Origin of the sequence: Anaerolinea thermolimosa (assembly GCF_001050195.2) — a bacterium.
Classification (GTDB): Bacteria; Chloroflexota; Anaerolineae; order Anaerolineales; family Anaerolineaceae; genus Anaerolinea; species Anaerolinea thermolimosa.
In genome coordinates, this window is the sequence record NZ_DF967965.1 from 2,072,752 (window position 1) to 2,094,246 (window position 21,495).

Annotated in this window: 17 protein-coding genes and 1 tRNA gene; 9 read left to right on the forward strand and 9 right to left on the reverse strand. The window is 52.5% G+C overall.

Annotated elements, in window-relative coordinates; genetic code table 11:
* Positions 1–2 precede the first annotated feature (2 nt).
* The 3 genes from ATHL_RS09400 to ATHL_RS09410 form a co-directional block, all read right to left on the reverse strand.
* Positions 3–680 (reverse strand): helix-turn-helix domain-containing protein, encoded by a 678-nt coding sequence (locus ATHL_RS09400; protein WP_062192660.1) that lies wholly within the window; start codon positions 678–680, stop codon positions 3–5.
* Positions 681–923: 243 nt separating this feature from the next.
* Entirely contained in the window at positions 924–2,855 is a 1,932-nt protein-coding gene (locus ATHL_RS09405) for a formate--tetrahydrofolate ligase (RefSeq protein ID WP_084001317.1), read from the reverse strand.
* 160 nt (positions 2,856–3,015) lie between these two features.
* Positions 3,016–3,102: transfer RNA gene (locus ATHL_RS09410), tRNA-Leu, on the reverse strand.
* Positions 3,103–3,173: 71 nt separating this feature from the next.
* On the opposite strand from ATHL_RS09410, the gene ATHL_RS09415 reads away from it, so the two are divergent.
* Positions 3,174–4,247, forward strand: a complete 1,074-nt coding sequence (locus ATHL_RS09415; protein WP_162787659.1) for a C45 family autoproteolytic acyltransferase/hydrolase — start codon at positions 3,174–3,176, stop codon at positions 4,245–4,247.
* A 6-nt stretch (positions 4,248–4,253) separates the two neighbouring features.
* Here the strand turns inward: ATHL_RS09415 and ATHL_RS09420 are convergent, their stop codons facing one another.
* Entirely contained in the window at positions 4,254–6,623 is a 2,370-nt protein-coding gene (locus ATHL_RS09420; RefSeq protein ID WP_162787660.1) for a TIGR04083 family peptide-modifying radical SAM enzyme, read from the reverse strand.
* A 164-nt stretch (positions 6,624–6,787) separates the two neighbouring features.
* Between ATHL_RS09420 and ATHL_RS09425 the strand changes: the two genes are divergently transcribed.
* From ATHL_RS09425 to ATHL_RS09455, 7 genes are all read left to right on the forward strand, one after another.
* Complete coding sequence (locus tag ATHL_RS09425; protein WP_062192668.1) at positions 6,788–7,993, forward strand: NBR1-Ig-like domain-containing protein; 1,206 nt, start codon at positions 6,788–6,790, stop codon at positions 7,991–7,993.
* Positions 7,994–8,088: 95 nt separating this feature from the next.
* Positions 8,089–9,009: a hypothetical protein gene (locus tag ATHL_RS09430; RefSeq protein WP_062192671.1), complete on the forward strand. Its 921-nt coding sequence runs from the start codon at positions 8,089–8,091 to the stop codon at positions 9,007–9,009.
* Positions 9,010–9,205: 196 nt separating this feature from the next.
* Positions 9,206–9,754 carry a hypothetical protein gene (locus ATHL_RS09435; RefSeq protein ID WP_062192674.1) on the forward strand — a complete coding sequence of 183 codons (549 nt, stop codon included), beginning with the start codon at positions 9,206–9,208 and terminating at the stop codon, positions 9,752–9,754.
* A gap of 37 nt (positions 9,755–9,791) precedes the next feature.
* Positions 9,792–10,676, forward strand: coding sequence for a polysaccharide deacetylase family protein (locus ATHL_RS09440; RefSeq protein ID WP_062192676.1), 885 nt, complete (start codon positions 9,792–9,794; stop codon positions 10,674–10,676).
* Between the two features lie 18 nt (positions 10,677–10,694).
* Positions 10,695–12,092 (forward strand): MFS transporter, encoded by a 1,398-nt coding sequence (locus ATHL_RS09445; RefSeq protein WP_062192679.1) that lies wholly within the window; start codon positions 10,695–10,697, stop codon positions 12,090–12,092.
* 129 nt (positions 12,093–12,221) lie between these two features.
* Positions 12,222–14,039 (forward strand): putative bifunctional diguanylate cyclase/phosphodiesterase, encoded by a 1,818-nt coding sequence (locus tag ATHL_RS09450; protein ID WP_062192682.1) that lies wholly within the window; start codon positions 12,222–12,224, stop codon positions 14,037–14,039.
* A 79-nt stretch (positions 14,040–14,118) separates the two neighbouring features.
* Positions 14,119–14,823, forward strand: a complete 705-nt coding sequence (locus tag ATHL_RS09455) for a 2-phosphosulfolactate phosphatase (RefSeq protein WP_084001321.1) — start codon at positions 14,119–14,121, stop codon at positions 14,821–14,823.
* 27 nt (positions 14,824–14,850) lie between these two features.
* Here the strand turns inward: ATHL_RS09455 and ATHL_RS09460 are convergent, their stop codons facing one another.
* On the reverse strand, positions 14,851–16,674 hold the full coding sequence (locus tag ATHL_RS09460; RefSeq protein WP_062192684.1) for an ABC transporter ATP-binding protein: 1,824 nt from the start codon (positions 16,672–16,674) through the stop codon (positions 14,851–14,853).
* On the reverse strand, positions 16,664–18,478 hold the full coding sequence (locus ATHL_RS09465) for an ABC transporter ATP-binding protein (protein WP_062192687.1): 1,815 nt from the start codon (positions 18,476–18,478) through the stop codon (positions 16,664–16,666). The genes ATHL_RS09460 and ATHL_RS09465 overlap by 11 nt, the downstream gene beginning before the upstream one ends.
* A 298-nt stretch (positions 18,479–18,776) precedes the next feature.
* Between ATHL_RS09465 and gpmA the strand changes: the two genes are divergently transcribed.
* Positions 18,777–19,523 carry a 2,3-diphosphoglycerate-dependent phosphoglycerate mutase gene (gene gpmA, locus ATHL_RS09470; RefSeq protein WP_062192690.1) on the forward strand — a complete coding sequence of 249 codons (747 nt, stop codon included), beginning with the start codon at positions 18,777–18,779 and terminating at the stop codon, positions 19,521–19,523.
* Positions 19,524–19,576: 53 nt separating this feature from the next.
* Here gpmA and ATHL_RS09475 read toward each other — a convergent pair whose 3' ends face one another.
* The 3 genes from ATHL_RS09475 to ATHL_RS09485 are packed head-to-tail and all read right to left on the reverse strand — an operon-like array spanning position 19,577 to position 21,470.
* The gene (locus ATHL_RS09475) at positions 19,577–20,572 is read right to left on the reverse strand and encodes a glycosyltransferase (protein WP_162787662.1); all 996 of its coding nucleotides are present in this window, start codon (positions 20,570–20,572) and stop codon (positions 19,577–19,579) included.
* Positions 20,511–21,110 carry a glycosyltransferase family protein gene (locus tag ATHL_RS09480; RefSeq protein ID WP_062192695.1) on the reverse strand — a complete coding sequence of 200 codons (600 nt, stop codon included), beginning with the start codon at positions 21,108–21,110 and terminating at the stop codon, positions 20,511–20,513. The genes ATHL_RS09475 and ATHL_RS09480 overlap by 62 nt, the downstream gene beginning before the upstream one ends.
* Complete coding sequence (locus ATHL_RS09485; protein ID WP_062192698.1) at positions 21,111–21,470, reverse strand: 6-pyruvoyl trahydropterin synthase family protein; 360 nt, start codon at positions 21,468–21,470, stop codon at positions 21,111–21,113.
* Positions 21,471–21,495 lie beyond the last annotated feature (25 nt).

The following is a 21,495-nucleotide window of genomic DNA, read 5'->3' on the forward strand; positions in this document are numbered from 1 at the left end:
ATTTACACTTCTTCCGGAATATTAGCATCCTCCACTTCGTGCCCGTCACCTTTATCTTCCTCTGTATTCTGCAACAGGGTAGCCAGGTGATACTCCACCGGGCTTTCATTTTCATTGAAGCAACTGATCACAATAATCGCATTGACCACCGTCTTACCGGCATTGCGCCAGCGATGATTCATATAAGCGGAAAAAATCAGGCTGTCTCCGGGCTCTAGAATATAGCGCTTATTTTCCACCTCATATTCAAGTACGCCGCGTAAACAGTAAACAATTTCACTCCCTGCATGAAGCATCCCGCTCGGCCCACTGCTGCCCCCGTTCTCCAGGGTTAACAGGAAAGCCTCGACCCTTCCCGAAAAGAATTCGCCCCCCAATCCTTCAATCAACCCCCGCAGGAATGGAATGCGGGTTCGTTCGCTCGCTTTGCGAAAAACCACGTTCTCCTTTGAACTTTCCGGGCGGAAGAAAGCAGTGATTGGTACCTGCAGCGCAGCAGCCAGTTTGGTTAGCGTAGATACTGAGGGAGAGGTCAAACCGCGCTCGATCATACTCAACGCGTTTGCCGACAGCCCCGATCGCCTTGCCAGCTCACGCATCGAAATTTGCCGTTCTTCTCGTAAATGCTTAAGGCGTTGCCCTACATCTACCGACTCCGCTTCTCTGGAAAAAAGATCCATCAAAGGCCTCCCAATCTAAAACCATTTCTTCGGGTAGTTCATCGTTACCCCTTGCTTACTCCTCTCCTTCCCGGAAAAACCTCTAAGGGCAAAAGAACACCCGATATGCTGTAATTATAGAGCAATCAGGTTAAACAATCGATATTCTATACGGCTCGATTTTTCCAGGAAATACGTTCGCAAGAAAAAGAAGATACGAAAAGGTGGAACAACCTCTTTGTCGTTCCACCTTTTCTGCCTCATTCAGGATAAACCTATAATTTTCCCGGTTTTTAGGTCGAGATCAATGTCGAAAAATGCCGGACGGGTTGGTAAACCAGGCATCGTGCTCATTGTTCCGACCAACGGATAGAGGAAACCCGCCCCTACCGAGGCGCGAATCTCCCGTACAGGCAATCGGAATCCCCGCGGCACGCCTTTGAGGTTAGCATCATGGCTCAGGCTAAGATGAGTCTTGGCCATGCAGATTGGCAAACGGTCGAAACCTAACCGCGTATACTCTTCAATTTGCGCCTCGGCCTCAGGAGAATAATCCACCCCATCTGCGCCATAAACCTCACAAGCGATCGTCTCAATCTTTTCTTTAATCGTCATTTCCAGAGGATACAGGAAATGGAACTGGCGTGGTTTTTGCGCTGCCTTGACCACCGCTCTGGCAAGCTCAACTGCACCTTCACCCCCCAGCGCCCAGTGATCCGCCACAACTGCATCCTCCGCGCCGCCCTCTTCCACGGCAACCTTGCGAATCAGTTCCAGTTCAGCAGGGGTATCGGTAGCAAAGCGGTTGATCGCCACCACCACCGGCACACCGAACTTCCGCGCGATGCCAATGTGATGCAATAAGTTGCACAACCCGGCGCGTAACAGATCGAGGTTTTCCTCAGTATAGGCCGGATCTAAAGGCCGCCCTGCAACCACTTTTGGGCCACCACCGTGCATCTTCAACGCACGCACAGTGGCCACCAGAACCACCACACTTGGTTGCAATCCGGAATAACGGCATTTAATATCAAAAAACTTTTCCATGCCAATATCAGCACCAAATCCCGATTCTGTGACGACATAATCTGCCAGTTTCAAAGCAATGCGGTCGGCAAGGATCGAGCTGTTGCCATGAGCAATATTAGCAAATGGTCCTGCATGAACAAACACAGGGGTGCCTTCCAGAGTCTGCATCAGGTTTGGTTTAATCGTGTCCTTCATGAGCACGGTCAGAGCTCCCGCCACTCCCAGATCTTCGGCAGTAATCGGTTCGCGAGTATGACGGCTCAGGGCAACCACGATCTTTCCAATCCGCTCGCGCATATCCGCCAGACTGGTGGTGAGAGCAAGAATGGCCATCAGTTCCGATGCCACCGTAATATCAAAGCCCGTCTCACGCTCGAAACCCTCTTCGCCCTCGCCCTTTCCGATAATAATCTTGCGCAAAAATCGATCGGAAGTATCCAGCACCCTGCGCCAGGTGATCGTAGCGGGGTCAATGTCCAGCCGCACCAGGCGAGAGCGCTCTTCCAGGGTAAGCTCATCCGGGTCCGTTTTATGGATGCCCAGACGGCGTAACCGGCCAAGCAAACCAGCACCAAAGCGGCGCTTTCCATCTTTTCCAGGAGGGCACAGGCGGTTGAAAAGCTGCTCATCCGTAGCTCCGGCCTCATGCAGAATACGCGCGTCAATAGCTGCTGCCATCAGATTGTTGGCCGCGGTAATGGCATGAATATCACCGGTCAAATGCAAATTAAACTCATCCATCGGCACTACCTGACTGTACCCCCCGCCGGCAGCCCCCCCTTTAATCCCAAAGGTCGGCCCCTGGCTGGGTTGACGAATGCAGGTAAACACGCGGTACCCTAAATGTGCCCCCAGTGCCTGGCTCAGCCCCACCGTAGTGGTGGTCTTCCCCTCTCCCAAAGGCGTCGGAGTAATGGCAGTCACATCAATATAATGACCATCCGGGACGTCTTTCAATCGCTCCAGAACCGAAAGACTCACTTTGGCCTTGTAAGGACCATACAGCTCGATTTCTTCAGGGAGCAACCCCAACTCTTCGGCCAGCTCGCTGATCGGCTTCATTTTTGCGGCCTGCGCGATTTCGATGTCGGATGGAACTGGTGAGACTCGTTCCAGTCGAATAGCTCGAAACGAACGCCTGGAGGGAGAAAAATGAGATTCGCCCATGTATCTGAACTCCTTTCCATATTCATTAATCGGGAAATCCGATCATGCAGTGACGGCCACCCGCCATGAATTGTCTGACATAATTATACAACTGAGCAATACGTTCCATACCTGGAATTAAAAAGAAAAGCGGCGGCTTGATGCCTGACCGCGTACGTACTGGTAGGGCGGGTGGGACTCGAACCCACAAGACCTCGCGGTCGGTGGATTTTAAGTCCACTGCGTCTGCCAGTTCCGCCACCGCCCCGTGTTTTTATTTTACCCTAAAGAGCTGAAATTGACCAGACAGATTGCCCTGGTAATGGTAGAATGGAAGCCATGATGCAGCGACGTATTCCCCTCATCGAGATATATGGAAGCCATTATCAAATGGGTTGCCAGTTTGGCGAAGCCTGCCGGGATCAAATTCGTCACAGTGTCGAAAATGCCCGGGAACTTGTTCAGGATGCCTATGATACACTTCAATTAAACTGGGAAGGCGCGATTATCCAGTCTCGCAAGTACATCCCGTTTGCCGAAGAACGTTATCCTGAGTATGTGGCCGAAATGCGCGGTATCGCCGATGGAGCCGGTGTATCTTTTGATGAAGTGGCGGTGGTAAATGCCATGGAAGCCGTCACCATGGATGCCCTCCACCTGACCAAATGTACCAGCATGGCTGTTGCTCCTGAACGCAGTGCCAATGGACATGTGCTGGTCGCTCATAATGAGGACTGGCTGCCAGAAGACGAGAATGACCTGGTCATCATTCGCGCCCGGCCAGAAGACGCTCCTCCCTTCCTGGCCATGACCTATGGTGCTCTACTCCCCAACATCGGTTTCAATGCCGAGGGTATCGCCCAGTGTTGCGACTCGGTGTATCCCAATGATTCTCGGATTGGCACGCCCCGGGTGGTCGTCTCACGGGCTGTACTCAGTGCTCGCACCCCCGCCGAAGCCATCCGCTACACGCTTTCACCCCAGCGCGCCGCCGGATACAACCACCTCATCGCTCATGTCAGCGGTGAACTTTACAATGTGGAAGTATCCGCCCGTCGCTTCGCCATTCTCGGAAGTGAACAGGGCGTTATCGCTCATACCAACCATTTCATGCACCCGCACATGCAAGAAATTGAGTCCGATCCCGATGAGCTGATATCTACCCGCGTGCGGTATTTTCGTGCCCATCGATTGCTCAGCCTGACACCCTTGCACACGCTTGACTCATTGAAAACCATCCAGCGCGATCATGTGAATTATCAGGATTCGATTTGTAACCACGCCATTGACGAAAAGCAACCACTCGACCGCGAAAAAACCATCACAGCTTTGCTCTTCGACCTGGACGAACGCCGTATGTGGGCTACCTGGGGCAACCCCTGCGAGAACGATTATTTCGAGTACAGCCTTTAAACCGGGTCAATCCAAAGGTAAACCCGCCTGCTCCCAGCGCTCGGTGGGAATTTCCAGATATTTCAACGCGCTGATTACCATCCCCCTGGCCCGCTCCTTTAAATGCGAGCAGTCGCCTGGCGCCTGATTTAAATCTACCTGAGCTTCTTCCTGCACGCGTCCCCACGCCCGGCAGGCTCCACCGCAAAGATAACGATAAGCGCATCCTTTGCATCTCTCTCGGGTATCAACCGTAGCCCGCCTTAACTGACGAAAACGGTCTCCGCACACGATTTGCTCCAGCCCGCCTTCCTCGAGGACATTTCCAAGTGCCCAGGCCGGTGCATGCCAGGCATAACACGGATAGGCTGTTCCATCTGGTTCCAGGTATAGATTCTGCCCCATCCCACACGAGGCCGCTGGAGTAAATCCATAAGCAATTCTTTCATCAGGGGTGAGATGCCCCCACACCACTTCCGCTTCCAGATCAGGGGTATGATCCACAGCTCGGCCCAGTGGCAATAATGGGCGTATGCGCACCCTCCGAATACCCAGCTCACGCGCCAGGGCGCGGACATGCTGCCCCGGGCCACTCTGAGCCTGTGCCAGTGGTAATACTGCCGCCAGAGAAATTTCAGCCCTCTCACGAACCTCCACAAGCCGCCTCAAATTGGCTACCGTACGCTCATAACTCCCTTTTCCACGCCGTTGATCATGCATAACAGGGTCGCCATCCACGCTGATCACCACCTCATCCACGCTTTCGACAAGGAGTTTGAGCATGGTTTCATTGAGAGGGCCAACCAGACTGGTGCGTAACACTGTCCGTAAGGGGCGAACCACACCGTCCACTTTTTTCAAGGCGGTTAAAATTTGCTCTATTTGAGGATGCACCAGAGGTTCTCCTCCGGTGATCACTAGGTGTCGAAAGCCCAAACGGCCGGCCTCCATGGCCTGTTTGCCCACTTCTTCGGCAGGGAAAATTGCTCCTCCTCGTTCTCCACCGTACGCATAACAATGAGAACAACGCAGGGAGCAGTCAAAGGTCACATGCAGGTAAAGGTTGTTAAGTATCGTTTTCGGCTCAGTGAGCCGTTTCTTCAATTGTTCCAGCGCCTGAAGAGTACGCCCCGGTTCGCGCACCAGCCCGGCCCGAGAAAGCTTCTCAGTAGCTTCGTATGCTGACCTGCTGGCCGCCAGAGCTACCGCGCCCAGCACCTGCCCCGCGTTCTGAGCAACCTCAAACGGGTGCGGCTTCCCGTTCATCAAATCCAGAATCCCCCCGGTTGATAAATTTTGCTCTCGTTGGGGAGAAGCATCCACGATCGCCCGGATATGTTCTGGCTTGAAAAATTCTTCGGTTCCGAGGATGACGATTTTTTGAAAAATGCTTCGGTATGCCTCACAATAAGGATCACGTATTCCCTCCTGACCATTTGCCAGGACATTGTACGGACATCCCCCGTGACAAATATCGAAGAACTCACATTCCCCGCAAACTTCCACAACCTGGCTTTCACGGTTCGCCAGTTTAACCCACGCTGGTGAAGCCTCAAGCAATTGCCGGGATCCTTCTATACTCCCCAGCCGAAACGCATCCATCCCTGCAAAACGCTGGCATGGATACACCCCGCCATCCGCTCCCACCGCCAGATATTCCCCCAGGCAGTTCCCAAAGGTGCACATTCCACCTTTCCCCCGAACCACCGATCGGATCATTGCATCCAGTGTCGCAATACGTACCCGCCTCAAATTTTCCAGGTAATAGTCCAGCAAAGCGACCATCAGCTCTCCATACGCCGATGGAGGTAACACCCAGGGCTGCTTTGCCAGATCCACCCCCAGCACTGGCAGGGCGGCGTGAACTGAAAAACTCAACCCCTCCCGCGCAAAAAACTCGACCACCTCACGCCATCTTCGTGCCGATGAAGCGGTAAACGTGGCAATCACCCCCACTGGAACCCCATACAACCGGGCTTTTTCAATACCCTGCATTGTGCGTCGGAAATAGCCCGCCCCTCTCTGCCGATCATTCATTTCTTCGGGGCCATCCAGGCTGGTGCCTATGGAAACAGGAAAACCCGAAAACAACTCCAGAAAGGCTTCATTCAAGAGCCAGAGGTTGCTCTGTATGCTGAACCGAACGCTTTTTCCCCGCCATGATTGCATCAAAAGGGGCAGAGCTCGTTGATAAAACTGCACTCCAGCGGTTAAAGGCTCTCCTCCATGAAAGGTTACCTCCAACGTTTCACCATCACCGGGCAAAGCCGACAACCACTCAGCCGTCCGCATCAACACTCGCTCATCCATCCGCCCACTTCCCTGATGAGGCCCAAAACAATAACTGCACTGCGCCGGGCAACTCAGAGATGGGACAATCAGCAAATGACGGGCCATATTTTCCATTATACGAAGAGTGCAATCTTGAACAACCTGTTTTTCGGGGTATCTTTTTTGAAACCAGCCCGATCAAAGTGGAACTTTTTAAAGTAGATTTCGTTATAAAAACGAGTCATTAATACCTTTTGTGGTATGAATTAATGAGAAAGGATCGCCCAGTAATGTATCGTAAACTCTTCATCTGGATCATTTTGATCACCGCTCTGGTGCTTTCGGCCTGCAACATGCCTCTAATGCGAACGCCCACACCCGCTAACCTTGCCGGTACACTCGCCGCACAGACGCTCCAGGCCATGTTGACCCAGGCCGCTACAGCTACCCCTCCTCCAGGCGGGCTGATCGCCACAGCCACACCTCAATCCCTGCAACCCACCTCAACGACCATCCCAACCAGTACTGCAGTGGTTCTTCCTTCCAAAACACCGGTACCCGTACCATGTGATGCCGCCGCTTTCGTCAGCGACATCACCATCCCCGACGGCACCCTGCTTTCAGCCAATCAACGGTTCACGAAAACCTGGCGCCTGAAGAACATCGGTACCTGCACCTGGACACGAGAATATGGTGTGGCCTTCATCGATGGAAACGCAATGGGCGCTCCGGCGGTGGTTTATTTACCGGCATCTGTTGCCCCAGGAGAAACAGTAGATATCTCTCTGGAGCTCACCGCCCCGTCAACACCCGGGTCTTACCGGGGCAACTGGAAACTGCGTAATGCCCGCGGGGTCATTTTTGGCACCGGTCTGACGGGAGAATTTCCCTTCTATGTGGATATTCGGGTTGCTGTCCCCACCGGAAATGATGGGAGTAGCTACAATTTTGTGTATAACGTCTGCCAGGCCGAATGGAGTAGTGGAGCCGGTAGCCTGCCCTGCACTGGCAAAGATGGCGATAGCCGTGGTTTTGTTCTCTATCAGGACAAACCCCGCCTTGAAAATGGTAACGTCGATAACGAGCCAGCCTTACTCACTCAGCCTCAGGCCATTACCGATGGTGTCATCCGCGGAAAATATCCCGCGTACACTGTCAAAGCCAATGACCGCTTCCGGGCCATCCTCGGATGCGAATACAACGCCCAGAATTGCAATGTGCGATTCCAGCTGGATTATCAGGTGGACAATGGTCCCATTCAAACCCTGGGCTACTGGGATGAAAAATACGAGGGCGGTTTTACCAACGTCAATCTGGATTTAAGCCCCCTGGTCGGGAAATCTGTTCGATTTATCCTTACGGTACTCGCGAATGGTTCACCTACCGGTGATCGGGCCCAGTGGCTGATGCCCCGCATCCTCAACGTCCCCCCGACGCCAACGCCAACAATTACGCTAACTCCAACATTGACGGCCACCACCCCTGCCTATCCATAACCAATCAGAGAGGGTTTCTCCCTTTGAGATCTCCCGGCCGATTCTGTACCGGGAGATCTCGTTTTAACGTATAATGATTCCAGGAAAAGCACAAAATGCCTGCATATTTCTCCGCACGCCTGACCTATGCTAATGGTATCGCGGCTCAGGGAGTTGAAGTACGGGTTTTTGATCGAGACGAGCCCGGCCATACGGATGACGACCTGACCCTCTCCCCCGGCCTTACGGATTCCCTCGGACGTTTTCAAGTAGTGTATGACCCCGCCCGGGCGCAGGATCACCAACTGGTGACTCGCACAGTACCGGCTAATCCTCCCTTCGATTGGACACCCGTCCAGCGCACCTTTCTTGAACCTGACCCCGGGGACGATTTTCAACCCTATCTGCGTTTTACATATACCATTGCAGGTAAAAAAAACACCGGTAGTGCTCCCCTTAAACCCCGGCAAACAGTATTTCAACTCCCCGAGGTGCTCGAAAAGCCTTTTCTTCCCACCTTGCACGGATTTCACTTTGTTAATCGCTTCAGCGGGCTTTTCCTGCCTTTCTCTCTCCCCTTCTTTCCTGACCTCGGAAACCCTTCAGCCACATACGGGCTATGTGGAGGCATGTCAGCCGCAGCGCTCGATTTCTTTCTCATTAATCGTGCCATTCCTCAAACCAGTGAAGTCCCCGTCAGTGGGGCTCCCCTCCAACGGTACCTCTACAAGCGACAGCTGGATTCTTTCGGGCGGCTGGGAGAGGTCATCCTGCGGTTCATCGAGTGGATGGGTCTTCCTCCAGACTCACCTCAAGGGCTGTTCAAACGAACTCTGGAAGAGTTTGAGAAAATTCGCACTCGCCTGAACCGCTTTAATCCGGTGCCCCTTGGGTTGGTCTATGTACTCTGGAAAGAATCTCGTGAAGTCTGGCAAAATCATCAGGTGCTGGCTACCGGTTATACCCGCGACTCTCAGAATCGCCTCCAGATCCGCATTTACGATCTATCTGCGTTTTACATATACCATTGCAGGTAAAAAAAACACCGGTAGTGCTCCCCTTAAACCCCGGCAAACAGTATTTCAACTCCCCGAGGTGCTCGAAAAGCCTTTTCTTCCCACCTTGCACGGATTTCACTTTGTTAATCGCTTCAGCGGGCTTTTCCTGCCTTTCTCTCTCCCCTTCTTTCCTGACCTCGGAAACCCTTCAGCCACATACGGGCTATGTGGAGGCATGTCAGCCGCAGCGCTCGATTTCTTTCTCATTAATCGTGCCATTCCTCAAACCAGTGAAGTCCCCGTCAGTGGGGCTCCCCTCCAACGGTACCTCTACAAGCGACAGCTGGATTCTTTCGGGCGGCTGGGAGAGGTCATCCTGCGGTTCATCGAGTGGATGGGTCTTCCTCCAGACTCACCTCAAGGGCTGTTCAAACGAACTCTGGAAGAGTTTGAGAAAATTCGCACTCGCCTGAACCGCTTTAATCCGGTGCCCCTTGGGTTGGTCTATGTACTCTGGAAAGAATCTCGTGAAGTCTGGCAAAATCATCAGGTGCTGGCTACCGGTTATACCCGCGACTCTCAGAATCGCCTCCAGATCCGCATTTACGATCCCAATTACCCACTACGGGACGATGTCCGTATCGAAGCTGAACGTGTACCCGTGGGACAGGGACAGTTTGGCCTGATCTGCCGACAGTGGATCGGCGACTCCCCCAAAACACTTCACGGCTTCTTCGCCATGCCCTACCAGCCTGTGATCCCTCCAGAAGATCTATCACAATAAATTCCCTCCATCCTAATATTCATATAAGGAGACTTCAATGCAGCCCAACCCCCTCCTCAAAAAACTCGGCTTTTCAGACAAAGACCGGGTCGCCATCATTCATGCGGATGATGTCGGAATGTGCCAGGCGAGCATACAGGCCTTTGCCGAACTTGATGCCTTCGGTCTGGTTACCTGCGGAGCTGTGATGGTGCCATGTCCCTGGTTCCCCAAAGCTGCCGAGTACGCCCGTGAACACCCCCAGACCGACCTCGGCCTGCACGTGACTCTCACCAGTGAGTGGCAATGTTACCGCTGGGGACCGGTATCCACGCGTGACCCCCGCAGTGGCCTGCTCGACGCCGAGGGATTCTTTCCGCGCCGCTCAGAAGAAGTGCAAAAACAGGCCAGCCCGCGCTCGGTTCAAAGAGAAATCTGGGCGCAACTGGAACGTGCCAGGCAATTCGGCATCAGGCTTACCCATATTGATACCCACATGGGAAGTGTGGTTCATCCCAGGTTTCTTCAAGCCTACGTTGACCTGGCCCGAAAGAACCATCTTCCAGCCATGATTCTGCGGATGGACGAACCCGCACTCCTCAGTATGGGATTGAATCCGGTTACTGCAAAACTGGGCGCTCGTCTGATCCAGCAGTTGGAAGCGAGTGGTTTTCCCATGGCCGATGCCATTTTCCAAATGCCCCTCGATCAGCCTGAGAATCGCCTTGACATCGCCAAAGCCGCTTTTGCCGCCCTGAAACCAGGAATTACGCACTTCGTTATCCATCCAGCGGTAGATACACCTGAATTGCGGGCTATCACTCCTGACTGGCGTGGCCGCGTCGCCGACTACCTCACCTTCCAGCGTGAAGAACTGCGCGATTACATTCGCCAGATCGGGGTTCAAGTGATCGGGTATCGAACGATCCAGGCTTTGATGTAAATTAATCGGGAGGATTCCATGGAATATAACGCCGTAAAACTCACCCGCGGCTACAAGTTCATCTGGGGGGTGGCCGCCCTGGGCACCTCGATCATTTCTGGAATCTACGGCGCCCTGCTCCCCATTTTTTACCAGGACTATCTGGGACTCGCCGGGCGCTGGATCACTCTGGCCTCCTTGATATACGCTATCTGGAATGCCATCAATGATCCGCTATTCGGATATATTACCGATTCCACCCGTTCACGGCATGGACGACGCATTCCCTATATGCGCTACACTGCCCCCTTCCTCGCTCTGACCTTTGTTCTGGTCTGGTTCGCCCCTCCCCATGCAGGAGAAAGGGCCCTCTTTTTCTGGATGCTCGTCTCCATGCTCCTTTACGACACCTGCTATACCATCATCGGGCTGGTTTATTCGGCCCTTCTGCCAGAGGTGAGCGAGTCGGATTCGGAGCGGAACGATTTACAAATTTCATCATCTCTCTTCTCATTACTCGGCACCCTGCTTGGCTTTATCATACCTGACCTCTTCCGCCCCAAAGCTGGCACTTCGCCATCGTTTCTCCCGCTTCAGGTTTCCATGGTGGTTGTGGCCATCGTGGCCATGTTGCTCATTCTCGCCACCACACTCAAGGTGAAAGAGCGTCCCGAATTTACCAGAGTGGATGACCCCATCCCGCTTGGGAAGGCGATTCGCTTCACTTTTACCAGCCGCTCCTTTCTGATCCTGGTGGCAGCCAACTTCATGTCTATTCTCATGCAATCGCTCCTGCTGGGCGCCATTTTCTACCTGGCCGATTATGTTCTACAGACGAATACCATGATCCTGCTGGCGTGCCTTTTCATTCCTTTAATTATCGGTGTGCCTATCACACGATATATTCGACAGTGGTTGGGTGTGGTAGGAGCCCAGCAATTCCTCCTGGTTATCGCGGGGATTGGTCTGGTGTTAGTGGCTTTCGTACCCGCTCCTCTCATTCCAGTTTGTATGGCCCTGGCAGGGTTCGGCTTGAGCGGCCCCCAGACCCTCTCAAACGTCCTTTTTGCACAGGTGGCCGACGAAGACGAACTTCGTTCAGGAGTACGCCGCGAAGGCGCCTTTTTCGGCGTCAACGCGCTGATCACCAAACCTGCCCAGTCCATTGCCTTGGCACTCTTCCCAATCATCCTTAATGCGACCGGGTTTGTAACCCGCAATGAGAATCAGGGAGAAATTTTCCTCAATCAGCCCCCCCTCGCCCTTTTCGGCATCCGGGTATTAGGAGGATTGATCCCCGGGATTGCCATGCTTCTGGGTGCTCTGATTCTTACCTTGTATCCTCTACGAGGAGAATATCTGAATCGAATCCAGCGTCAGATACTGGAACTCCATGCCAAAAAACACGCCCTGCTTGATCCCCAAAGCCGATCCTAGCCCTCTCTTCCCTGCCCAACTACTTTCAGCCGGCTAATAACCGGCTTTTTTTTGGCACGTTCCTTGCAAGTTCAACAGGAGACCGCCCAATGATCTTTTCCCGCTGGATTAAGCAAAAACGGAGCCCGCATGGAGACGCAACAAAGCCCAAGGATTCAAAATGTCGAGTCAATCATCACCGAATGCCTGCGGATCATGGCCCAATATACCGAAGCCAGTCGGGTTTGTTTGATGATTTTTGTTTGTCGCGATGAAAACAACCGGAACTTTTATAACTGGCCATCGGAGCCGATAACCAAAAGCGCCTTAACTCTCCACTTTGATTCACCCTGGTGGCTTCATCAACTGCGTTCTCACACCTTGCTTCACGTTGACGCCCAAACGATCTTACCTCAGGATGTAGCTGTCGAAAGAGACAGGCTTCTTTCCATAGGAATCGAACGATTTGTTCTTCTCCCGGTCTTCGATGGCAAACGCTTGATAGGAACATTCTACTTTGAAAATCCCTTGCACTTTCCAGCCCACAACAGCTCTGATGTTGACCTCCTTAAGCTCGCGGCACAGTTAGTTGTGAAAGTGATCTGCACCTCAAGGGCGCTGGCAACCCTCCGTCGCGAACGCATTCACCTGCTTTATCAAGGTTTCCATGACCCCGAAACCGGGCTCCCCAACCGGACAGCCTTCCTCAAACGCGTCCAGGATGCACTTTCCCGGCGCCAACGGTTGTTTGGAATTTTACTCATCGAATGGAACGATTACCCCCTCCTCACCACCTGTGGTGAAACCATTACTCACCGATCGGCTGGGTCAGATGTCATAAAAATTTTACGTTCTGTCCTCCGCGAGGAAGACCTGGTTGCCCGCATGGATCAAAATCGCTTTGCAATCTTGCTCGAAGAACTACAGGAGGAGGCCGATGCAGAAATGATCGCTGAAAGGATCCTCCAACGCATTGAAAATCCCATCTCCCTATCCGGGCCATCGATGAATCTCTCTGCCAGTATCGGGGTTGCTCTCCCCAATGGCCATCATCAACCCCCCGAGCTGTTGCTTCAGGAAGCTGGCATCGCACTTCTTCAGGCCCACCAGCTTGGAAGAAATCGTTTCCTCACCTTTACCCAATCCATGAGAGAAGTCCTTGTGCATCGCATTGAACTGGAATGTGACCTGCGGAACTCTCTGGAACGCCAGCAGCTGGTTTTACACTATCAACCGATCACTGAATTAATCTCCGGACGGTTAATCGGCTTTGAAGCCCTCCTCCGCTGGAATCATCCCACGCGCGGGCTGATCTGGCCTGCCGATTTTATTCGCCTTTCTGAGGAGACCGGACTCATCGTTCCACTTGGCACCTGGGCACTTCATGAGGCTTGCCGGCAAATGCGAATCTGGCAAGCGGAATACCCTCTTGACCCCCCTCTGACCATCAGTGTGAATATCAGCCCCCGACAACTGGAACAGTCGAATTTTAGCGAACAGGTAGCGCATATCTTGAACGAAACCGGCCTTCCCCCGGCCAGCCTGCGCCTGGAAATTACCGAGAGCACCCTTTTTAACAAGACACCAGCCGCCATGAATACCCTTGAAGCTCTGCGTAAACTGGGAGTGCAGTTATATATTGATGATTTTGGCACCGGATATTCGTCCCTGGGCTACCTTGATAGCCTGCCCATCGATGCGATCAAAATTGATCGCTCCTTCATCACCAATCTTGGACGAGTCAAAAGTAGTGCGGGCGTCATTCAGGCCATTATTCAAATTGCCCGTGAATTGAGCATCGAGGTGGTAGCTGAAGGGGTAGAAACATTTGAACAGCAGAGTGAATTAAAGCGTCTGCAGTGCAAATTCATGCAAGGCTTTCTGGTATCTCACCCTTTAGACCCCGCCAGCGTTGACCACTTTATCAAATCTGGAACAGGAAAGGGGTATTTTACCGGCCAGGAGTAGCTTTTTCCCCTCCGGAGAAGAATCGACCTCCAACCCAACCCCTGCACCTGAAATGCTGGAAAAATTGTAAAATAATTAGGTGCAACAAACTGGACAGATTGAATTCTATCGCGCCAGCCTCGCCGATTGCGACCAGGTCACCGGCCTTGCAGTTGTTATCGATGTGTTACGCGCCTTCACCACCGCAGGCTATCTATTCGAAGCCGGAGTAAGCAAGATCATCCTGGTTTCGGGTGTTGAGGAAGCTTTTGCCCTGCGGAATCGCCTGCCAGGGAGCCTCATCCTGGGTGAAATCGATGGCATTCCTGTTGAGGGCTTTGACCTTGGCAACAGTCCCTCCCAACTCCTCTACCACAATTTGTCTGGGAAAGTTATCATCCAGCGCACTACCGCCGGTACCCAGGGTGTCGTGAGAGCCGTACAGGCCCATCCCATTCTTACTGCCGCTCTTACCAATGCAAGCGCCACCTGCCGTTACATTCAATCCCTTTCTATCCGAAAGGTCACTTTCATCCAGACTGGATATTTCCCGGAAGAAGGCTGGGGCGACGAAGATGTAGCCTGTGCCGATTTGCTGGAAGCCCGGTTGCGCGGAAACGAAGTAGACCTTGATACCATCTCTGCCCGCGTGAGAGCTTCCCGCTCTGGCAGGCATTATGACGGCACCCGTTCTGCCTTTCCACCCAGCGACCTGGAGTATGCCCTGCAGTATGATCGCTTCTCCTTTGCCATGCTTGTGACCCAAAAGGACGGCCTGCACATCATGCAAGCCGTCCCGGTCTAATCCTTCAAGGTTATCGCTGCGGGGGGTTTAATCCGCCGGAGCAGGGGCTTTTTCGGCAAAGGGATCGAATGCCTCTTCCATCTGAGTGCGGAACTGGCGGGTATACAGGGCATAATACTTACCCCGCTTTCGCAGCAATTCTGTGTGAGTGCCCATCTCTTCGATCTTTCCTCCTTCGATAACAAGGATACGATCCGCCCGCTTAATGGTTGACAGACGATGGGCAATGATGAAGCTGGTCGATTCTCTCATCAACCTCTCCATTCCACGCTGAATGAGTGCCTCGGTCAAGGTGTCCACAGAGCTGGTGGCCTCATCCATAATAAAGATCTCCGGCTTGGCCAGGATCGCCCTGGTGAGACTGATTAATTGTTTCTGTCCTACCGAAAGGTTATTCCCACCTTCACCAACCGGTTCATCGTAGCCCTTATCGAAACGCATGATGAAATCGTGGGCACCAGCCAGTTTTGCCGCTTCTTCAATTTCAGCATCGGTGGCATCCAGACGCCCGTAGCGCAAATTCTCGCGAATCGTCCCCGAGAACAGGTGTGGGGTCTGTAACACCACACCGATGCGCGACTGGATCGCATGCAGCGAATAGCGGGTATAGTCAACCCCACCGATGCGAATGACCCCTTCCTTGGGTTCATAGAAACGGCATAAAAGGTTGACAATGGTTGATTTTCCTCCACCCGTTGGGCCAACCAGGGCGATTGTTTCTCCACGTTTTACCTTGAGGTTGAAATCGGTGAGAACAGGAACGTTTTCCTCATAATAGAAGGTGACGTGGTCAAATTCGATATCTCCCTTAATCGTACCAGGGTCAAAGGCCCCCTCGCGGTTGGCCACATCAGGCACGGCATCCACCAGAGAAAAAATGCGCTCCGCTGAGGCAATGGCATGTTGCATTTCGGCAAAGATGCGCGCCATATCCTGAATGGGCCACATCATAAAAGTCACATAAGAGACGAAAGCCTGAATGCCGCCAATAGTCAACAATCCCACCTGAGCCTGCAAACCACCGTACCAGGCAATGGCGCTGATAGCAAAGGCAGCGATCAGTTGCACCGTAGGGAGGAACAACGCGCTGAGCCATGCCGCACGGTAGGCCGCCTTGTACATATCGCCGGTCAGGACCCCAAACTCACGGGCGTTTTCATCCTCACGTACCAGTGCCTTGACTACCCGCACCCCGGTGATATTCTCATTGAACTGGCCAGTGATCTTCGAGTTAATTTTTCGTACATTGCGAAACTCTTTCAGGATCCGCTTGCGGAACTCAACCGCAACCACCACCAGCACCGGCACCATCACCAGGACGATCAATGCCAGCTTCCAGTTAATGAACAGCATGAAGATCAGAGAGCTGATCACGCTGGTCGCCGCCCAGGTAATATCTAACAATCCCCAGGTAATCAGGTCGGCTACCCGGTCAGAATCAGAGGTCACCCGCGACATGATCCAGCCGACAGGGGTGCGGCTGTAATAGGAAAGAGAGAGTTCCTGCAGATGGTTGAACATCATCTGCCGCAAGTCATAACGTACTCGTTCGCCTAAAACCCCAACCGAGTAGATAAACCCGAACACCCAGAATGATTGCATCACCGTCATCCCGGCATAAATGGCCAGCAAGCGGTAAAGCGCCGGCAGGTTTTTGGCCATAATCCCGTCGTCGATGATGTGCTTGGTCACAAAAGTGAACAGCGAGTCCATCCCGGCAGTGATGGCAATCATGATCAGAAACGCCACCACGATCTTCCAGTGCGGGCGGAGAAGCCCTAAAATACGCCGGAAGGTCGTACCGGTAAATTTAGTCTCGAATTCCTCTTCTTCAAAAATATCAGGAGGCATTCTCGATTTCCTTTTCCAACTCCGCTTCAATACGGGTTTGAATCTCGTAAATCTGACGGTAGATTCCTTCCTGCTCCACCAGCTCAGCGTGTGTACCACGCTGGACGATTCTTCCTTTATCCATGACCAGAATCAGGTCAGCATCCATGATGCTCTGGATGCGGTGAGCAATGATAAAGGTTGTCCGATTCTCCATGAGCCGTTGAAGCGCTTCGCGAATCTCCGCTTCAGTTTCAGTATCCACCGACGAGGTAGAATCATCGAGGATTAAAATGCGTGGGTTTTTTAGCAAGGTTCGGGCAATAGCCACACGTTGCTTTTGACCACCGGAGAGGGTCACCCCTTTTTCTCCCACCAGGGTATGATACCCGTTCGGGAAGGTTATGATGCTGTCATGGATAGCGGCAGCCTTGGCAGCGGCTTCGATCTCTTCCTGCGGCACATCTCGCCCTACTCCATAAGTGATATTCTCCGCGATTGTCCGCGAAAAGAGGAATGGTTCCTGTTCTACAATGCCGATCTGTTTTCGTAGATAACGGCGTGGGTAGCGGCGCAGATCAATTCCATCCAGCAAAATGCGGCCCTCAGTACAATCATAAAACCGCGGCAATAAATTGACCAGCGTGGTCTTCCCGGAACCTGTCGATCCGAGGAGGGCAACAACCTGGCCTGGCGAGCAGGAGAATGTGATATCTTCCAGCACTTTACCCCCATCTTCGTACTGGAAACCCACATGTTCAAAAACCAGTTCTCCGCGCAGGTTCCCATCGGGGATGACATCTCCTTCATCCAGCGGTTCACGATCTTGCCGAATGATCTCCAGTACCCGCCCAAAAGACACCAGGCCGGTGGAAGTCTGAACGATCAGCCGCCCAAGGTTACGCATGGGCCAGATGATCCAGACCACCAGTCCCATATATGCCAGGAACGTTCCAATGGTAATCTCATCGCGGATCACCATCATGGCACCCACATAATAGCCCACCAGAATTTGTGCACCGCAGAGAATATCTGACGCTGGCCAGAACAGAGAATGCATCCGCACCAGATGCTTGCCACGCTTGAATTTCTCCTGGTTGTCCCGTTCAAATTTTTCAATCTCGTATTGCTGGCGGGCAAAGGCTTTTACCACGCGCACCCCGGTGAGGTTTTCCTGTAAAGTGGTGGTCAGAACTGCATCCTGCTCTTGGAAAGCTTCATACGCTTTTGAGACCCGTCGAAAGAAAATAGCCGATGTGGCTACAACCAGAGGAACAACCACAATCGAGATCCATCCCAGGGTAGCATTTAATCGCAGGATGGCCACGAAGTTAATCACAAACAGCAGGATAATCCGCCCTACCCCAATCGCCTGATCCGCAAAAAAACGCCTCACCGCGTCCACATCCGAGGTACAGCGTTGAATTAATTCCCCGGTCTGTGTTTTACGATGGTACGAAAAGGGTAAATGTTGAATATGATCAAAAAGGTAATTGCGCAGTCGGCGGGTGATTCCTTCAGCCGTCTGGGCAGAAAGCCGCCCACTGAGAAAACTAAAACCTCCTTCAAAAGCAGCCAGAACAATGAAACCCAGAGCAACGACGGGAAGAGGTACCGGTTTAGGCCCGGGCGTGAAATAATTATCCACGAAGAACCTCAACAGGATGTAGGTGAGGGTCTTCGCAGTCGCAGAAACACCCAGGCTGAGGGTTGCCCCCAGATAATGCCAGCGGAAACCGCTCATCATCCGCCACAAACCGGTCAGCCGGTTGGGTGTGACCACATTCTTCAAGTCATAATTCAAGACTTTAGCAGAGACAGTCAATGAAACTCTCCTTTAATACTGAAAACAACTCTCAACCCAATTCCCCGATGAGGCGCGCAATTTTGGATTATACACCTTTTCGAAAACTTATTCTAGTATTTTAGCTCATTTTAATCTTCTGCCTTCCCGGTGTTGATGATCCTGCCCCGCCTTTTTCCATCATCCCGCACTATAAATAACCGATCTCCATCCAATGTACTCTGCCTTGCCAGTTCAATTCCTTTGGTCTAAAATAAAGACACACGCTAAGGAACAAACATCCAGCTTTTTGGATGAATACAGTATTCAGGAGTCTGGCATGATAAAACTCGTATTACTCAGACATGGACAAAGTACCTGGAACCTTGAAAACCGCTTCACCGGTTGGACCGATGTAGACCTCTCGGAGCAGGGCATCCAGGAAGCTCACGAAGCCGGAAAATTGCTCCGTGAAGAGGGGTACACATTCGACATGGCCATCACCTCGGTGTTAAAACGAGCCATCCGCACGCTCTGGATTGCTCTGGATGAACTCGACCAGATGTACATCCCCATCGAGAACGCCTGGCAACTCAACGAACGCCATTACGGTGCCCTTCAGGGGCTTAATAAAGCCGAAATGGCCGAGAAATATGGGAAAGAACAGGTGCTCCTGTGGCGCCGGAGTTACAATGTGCCCCCCCCGCCGCTCGATTATGACGATCCCCGTCATCCCCGGTTCGACCCCCGCTATGCGAAAGTAGACCCATCCCTTCTGCCAGCCTGCGAATCGCTGGAGCTGACTCTCAAACGAGTGCTCCCTTACTGGGAATCAAACATTGTGCCCCGGCTGAAACGTGGTGAAAAATTGCTGATCACGGCGCATGGTAACAGCCTGCGCGCTTTGGTAAAACACCTCGACCATATTTCTGATGAAGAGATTGTCGAGCTGAATATTCCCACCGGCATTCCACTGGTCTATGAACTGGATGAGAACCTGCACCCCATCACCCACTACTACCTGGGTGATCCGGAGAAAGCCAAAGCCGCCGCCGAAGCCGTCGCCAGGCAGATTGAAAAGAAGTAATTCTATTCAACCGCGAAGGGCTGGAAAAGACCCATTCCAGCCCTTTTTTGTTTTTAAGACCTCCTGCTGCCTGTCATTTCTACCAGGAATTCACGCACACGCGCCATACTTTCCTGCCAGCGCGGGAAGGTCTGAAAGCGTCTGCGAGCAGAAAGGCTCATCTGCAAAAGCCCAGGGGAATCATCCAGCAACTCCATAATTTTCCCGCTCAAAGCCTGCCAGTTTCCCGGTGGGATAAGAAAGCCCTCCACTCCATCCCGGATGATCTCCCTTGCTGCGCCACTCGTGGTCGCCAGGCAGGGTAACCCAAAAGACATTCCCTCCAGATAGACAATCCCAAAGCCTTCGTATTGCGAAGGCACAGCCAATACATCCGCTGTTTGTAACTCACTGCGAAGCGCCTCATCACTTAACTTGCCCAGAAAAGTTACGCGTTCGGCTATTCCCAGTTTCTGCGCCAGATGAACCATTTGCTGTGCGTAGTGCCCATCTACGTCCGTGCGCCCAACCACTCGCAATCTCCATCCCCCTTGCCTGAGCCCTCCCAGTGCCCGGAGAAGAACATGCAACCCCTTGCGGCGCATTAAATTTCCGATGAAAAGAAGGTTTAATCCCTCTCGTCTGGCCCACCGTGCCTCGATTTGCTGTTCATTCATCCCCGGGCCAAATCGATCCCCTGCCGGGGTAGCCACCACAGAAGGAATTGCCGGCCTTAGGAGGAGGGTTTCTACCGTTTGCCGGGTCGTAACACTGTTGAAGACAAACCCATCTACTCCCTCCAGATAGGCCTTCTCAACCCGGCTGGACAGCTCCTTCTGCACCGGTTGCTGCTCTTCACTGCTTAATAGATGATGTACTATCGTCACAATCGGGAAATGGCGCAATTTACGTATTTGGTGGTTGAGCTGAAAAAGGGAGGGATGGTTTAACTCATCTTCCAGTAAAATATCCAGCTCATGATGCGTTACCTCTCTAATCCATTTGCGATTAAAGTTCTGCGCCAGACGAAGGAAATAAGCTGATCTCCAGGGTTGCGAAAAGACAGACACCCTCTCGTCTGGCCCACCGTGCCTCGATTTGCTGTTCATTCATCCCCGGGCCAAATCGATCCCCTGCCGGGGTAGCCACCACAGAAGGAATTGCCGGCCTTAGGAGGAGGGTTTCTACCGTTTGCCGGGTCGTAACACTGTTGAAGACAAACCCATCTACTCCCTCCAGATAGGCCTTCTCAACCCGGCTGGACAGCTCCTTCTGCACCGGTTGCTGCTCTTCACTGCTTAATAGATGATGTACTATCGTCACAATCGGGAAATGGCGCAATTTACGTATTTGGTGGTTGAGCTGAAAAAGGGAGGGATGGTTTAACTCATCTTCCAGTAAAATATCCAGCTCATGATGCGTTACCTCTCTAATCCATTTGCGATTAAAGTTCTGCGCCAGACGAAGGAAATAAGCTGATCTCCAGGGTTGCGAAAAGACAGACACCCTGTCGCCCATCTCTCGCAGGTACGCTACCAACCGACGATCATAGAGATATCCGCCGGAGAGGGTTTCAAGAGTACCGTAAATAACCAGCCCAATCCGCAATCAACGCTCCACGGTATACCCGGCGCGGGCGTACTCATTCTCCCACAGGCGAACCGTCACTGCAGTGATGTTCTTCTCCTGAAAAGCGCGGTCAAAAGACTGACATAAAACACGGGCAAACGTTTCCAGTGAAGGATTGACCCCTGAAAACTCAGGCAGTTCATTCAGCACCCGATCGCGATAATAGCTTAACAGAGTCGCAAGGTGATCTTCAACGGCAATAATATCTACCAGATACTGGTGTTCATTGAGTTCTTTGCCCCACAACTCAACTTCTATACGGTAATGATGGGTGTGTTCCTGGTTTTCAGGCCCCCAGTCCCCGCCTATGAGATAATGCCGGGCCATAAAATCTCGCATAACCGCTACATGGTACACGTTTCAC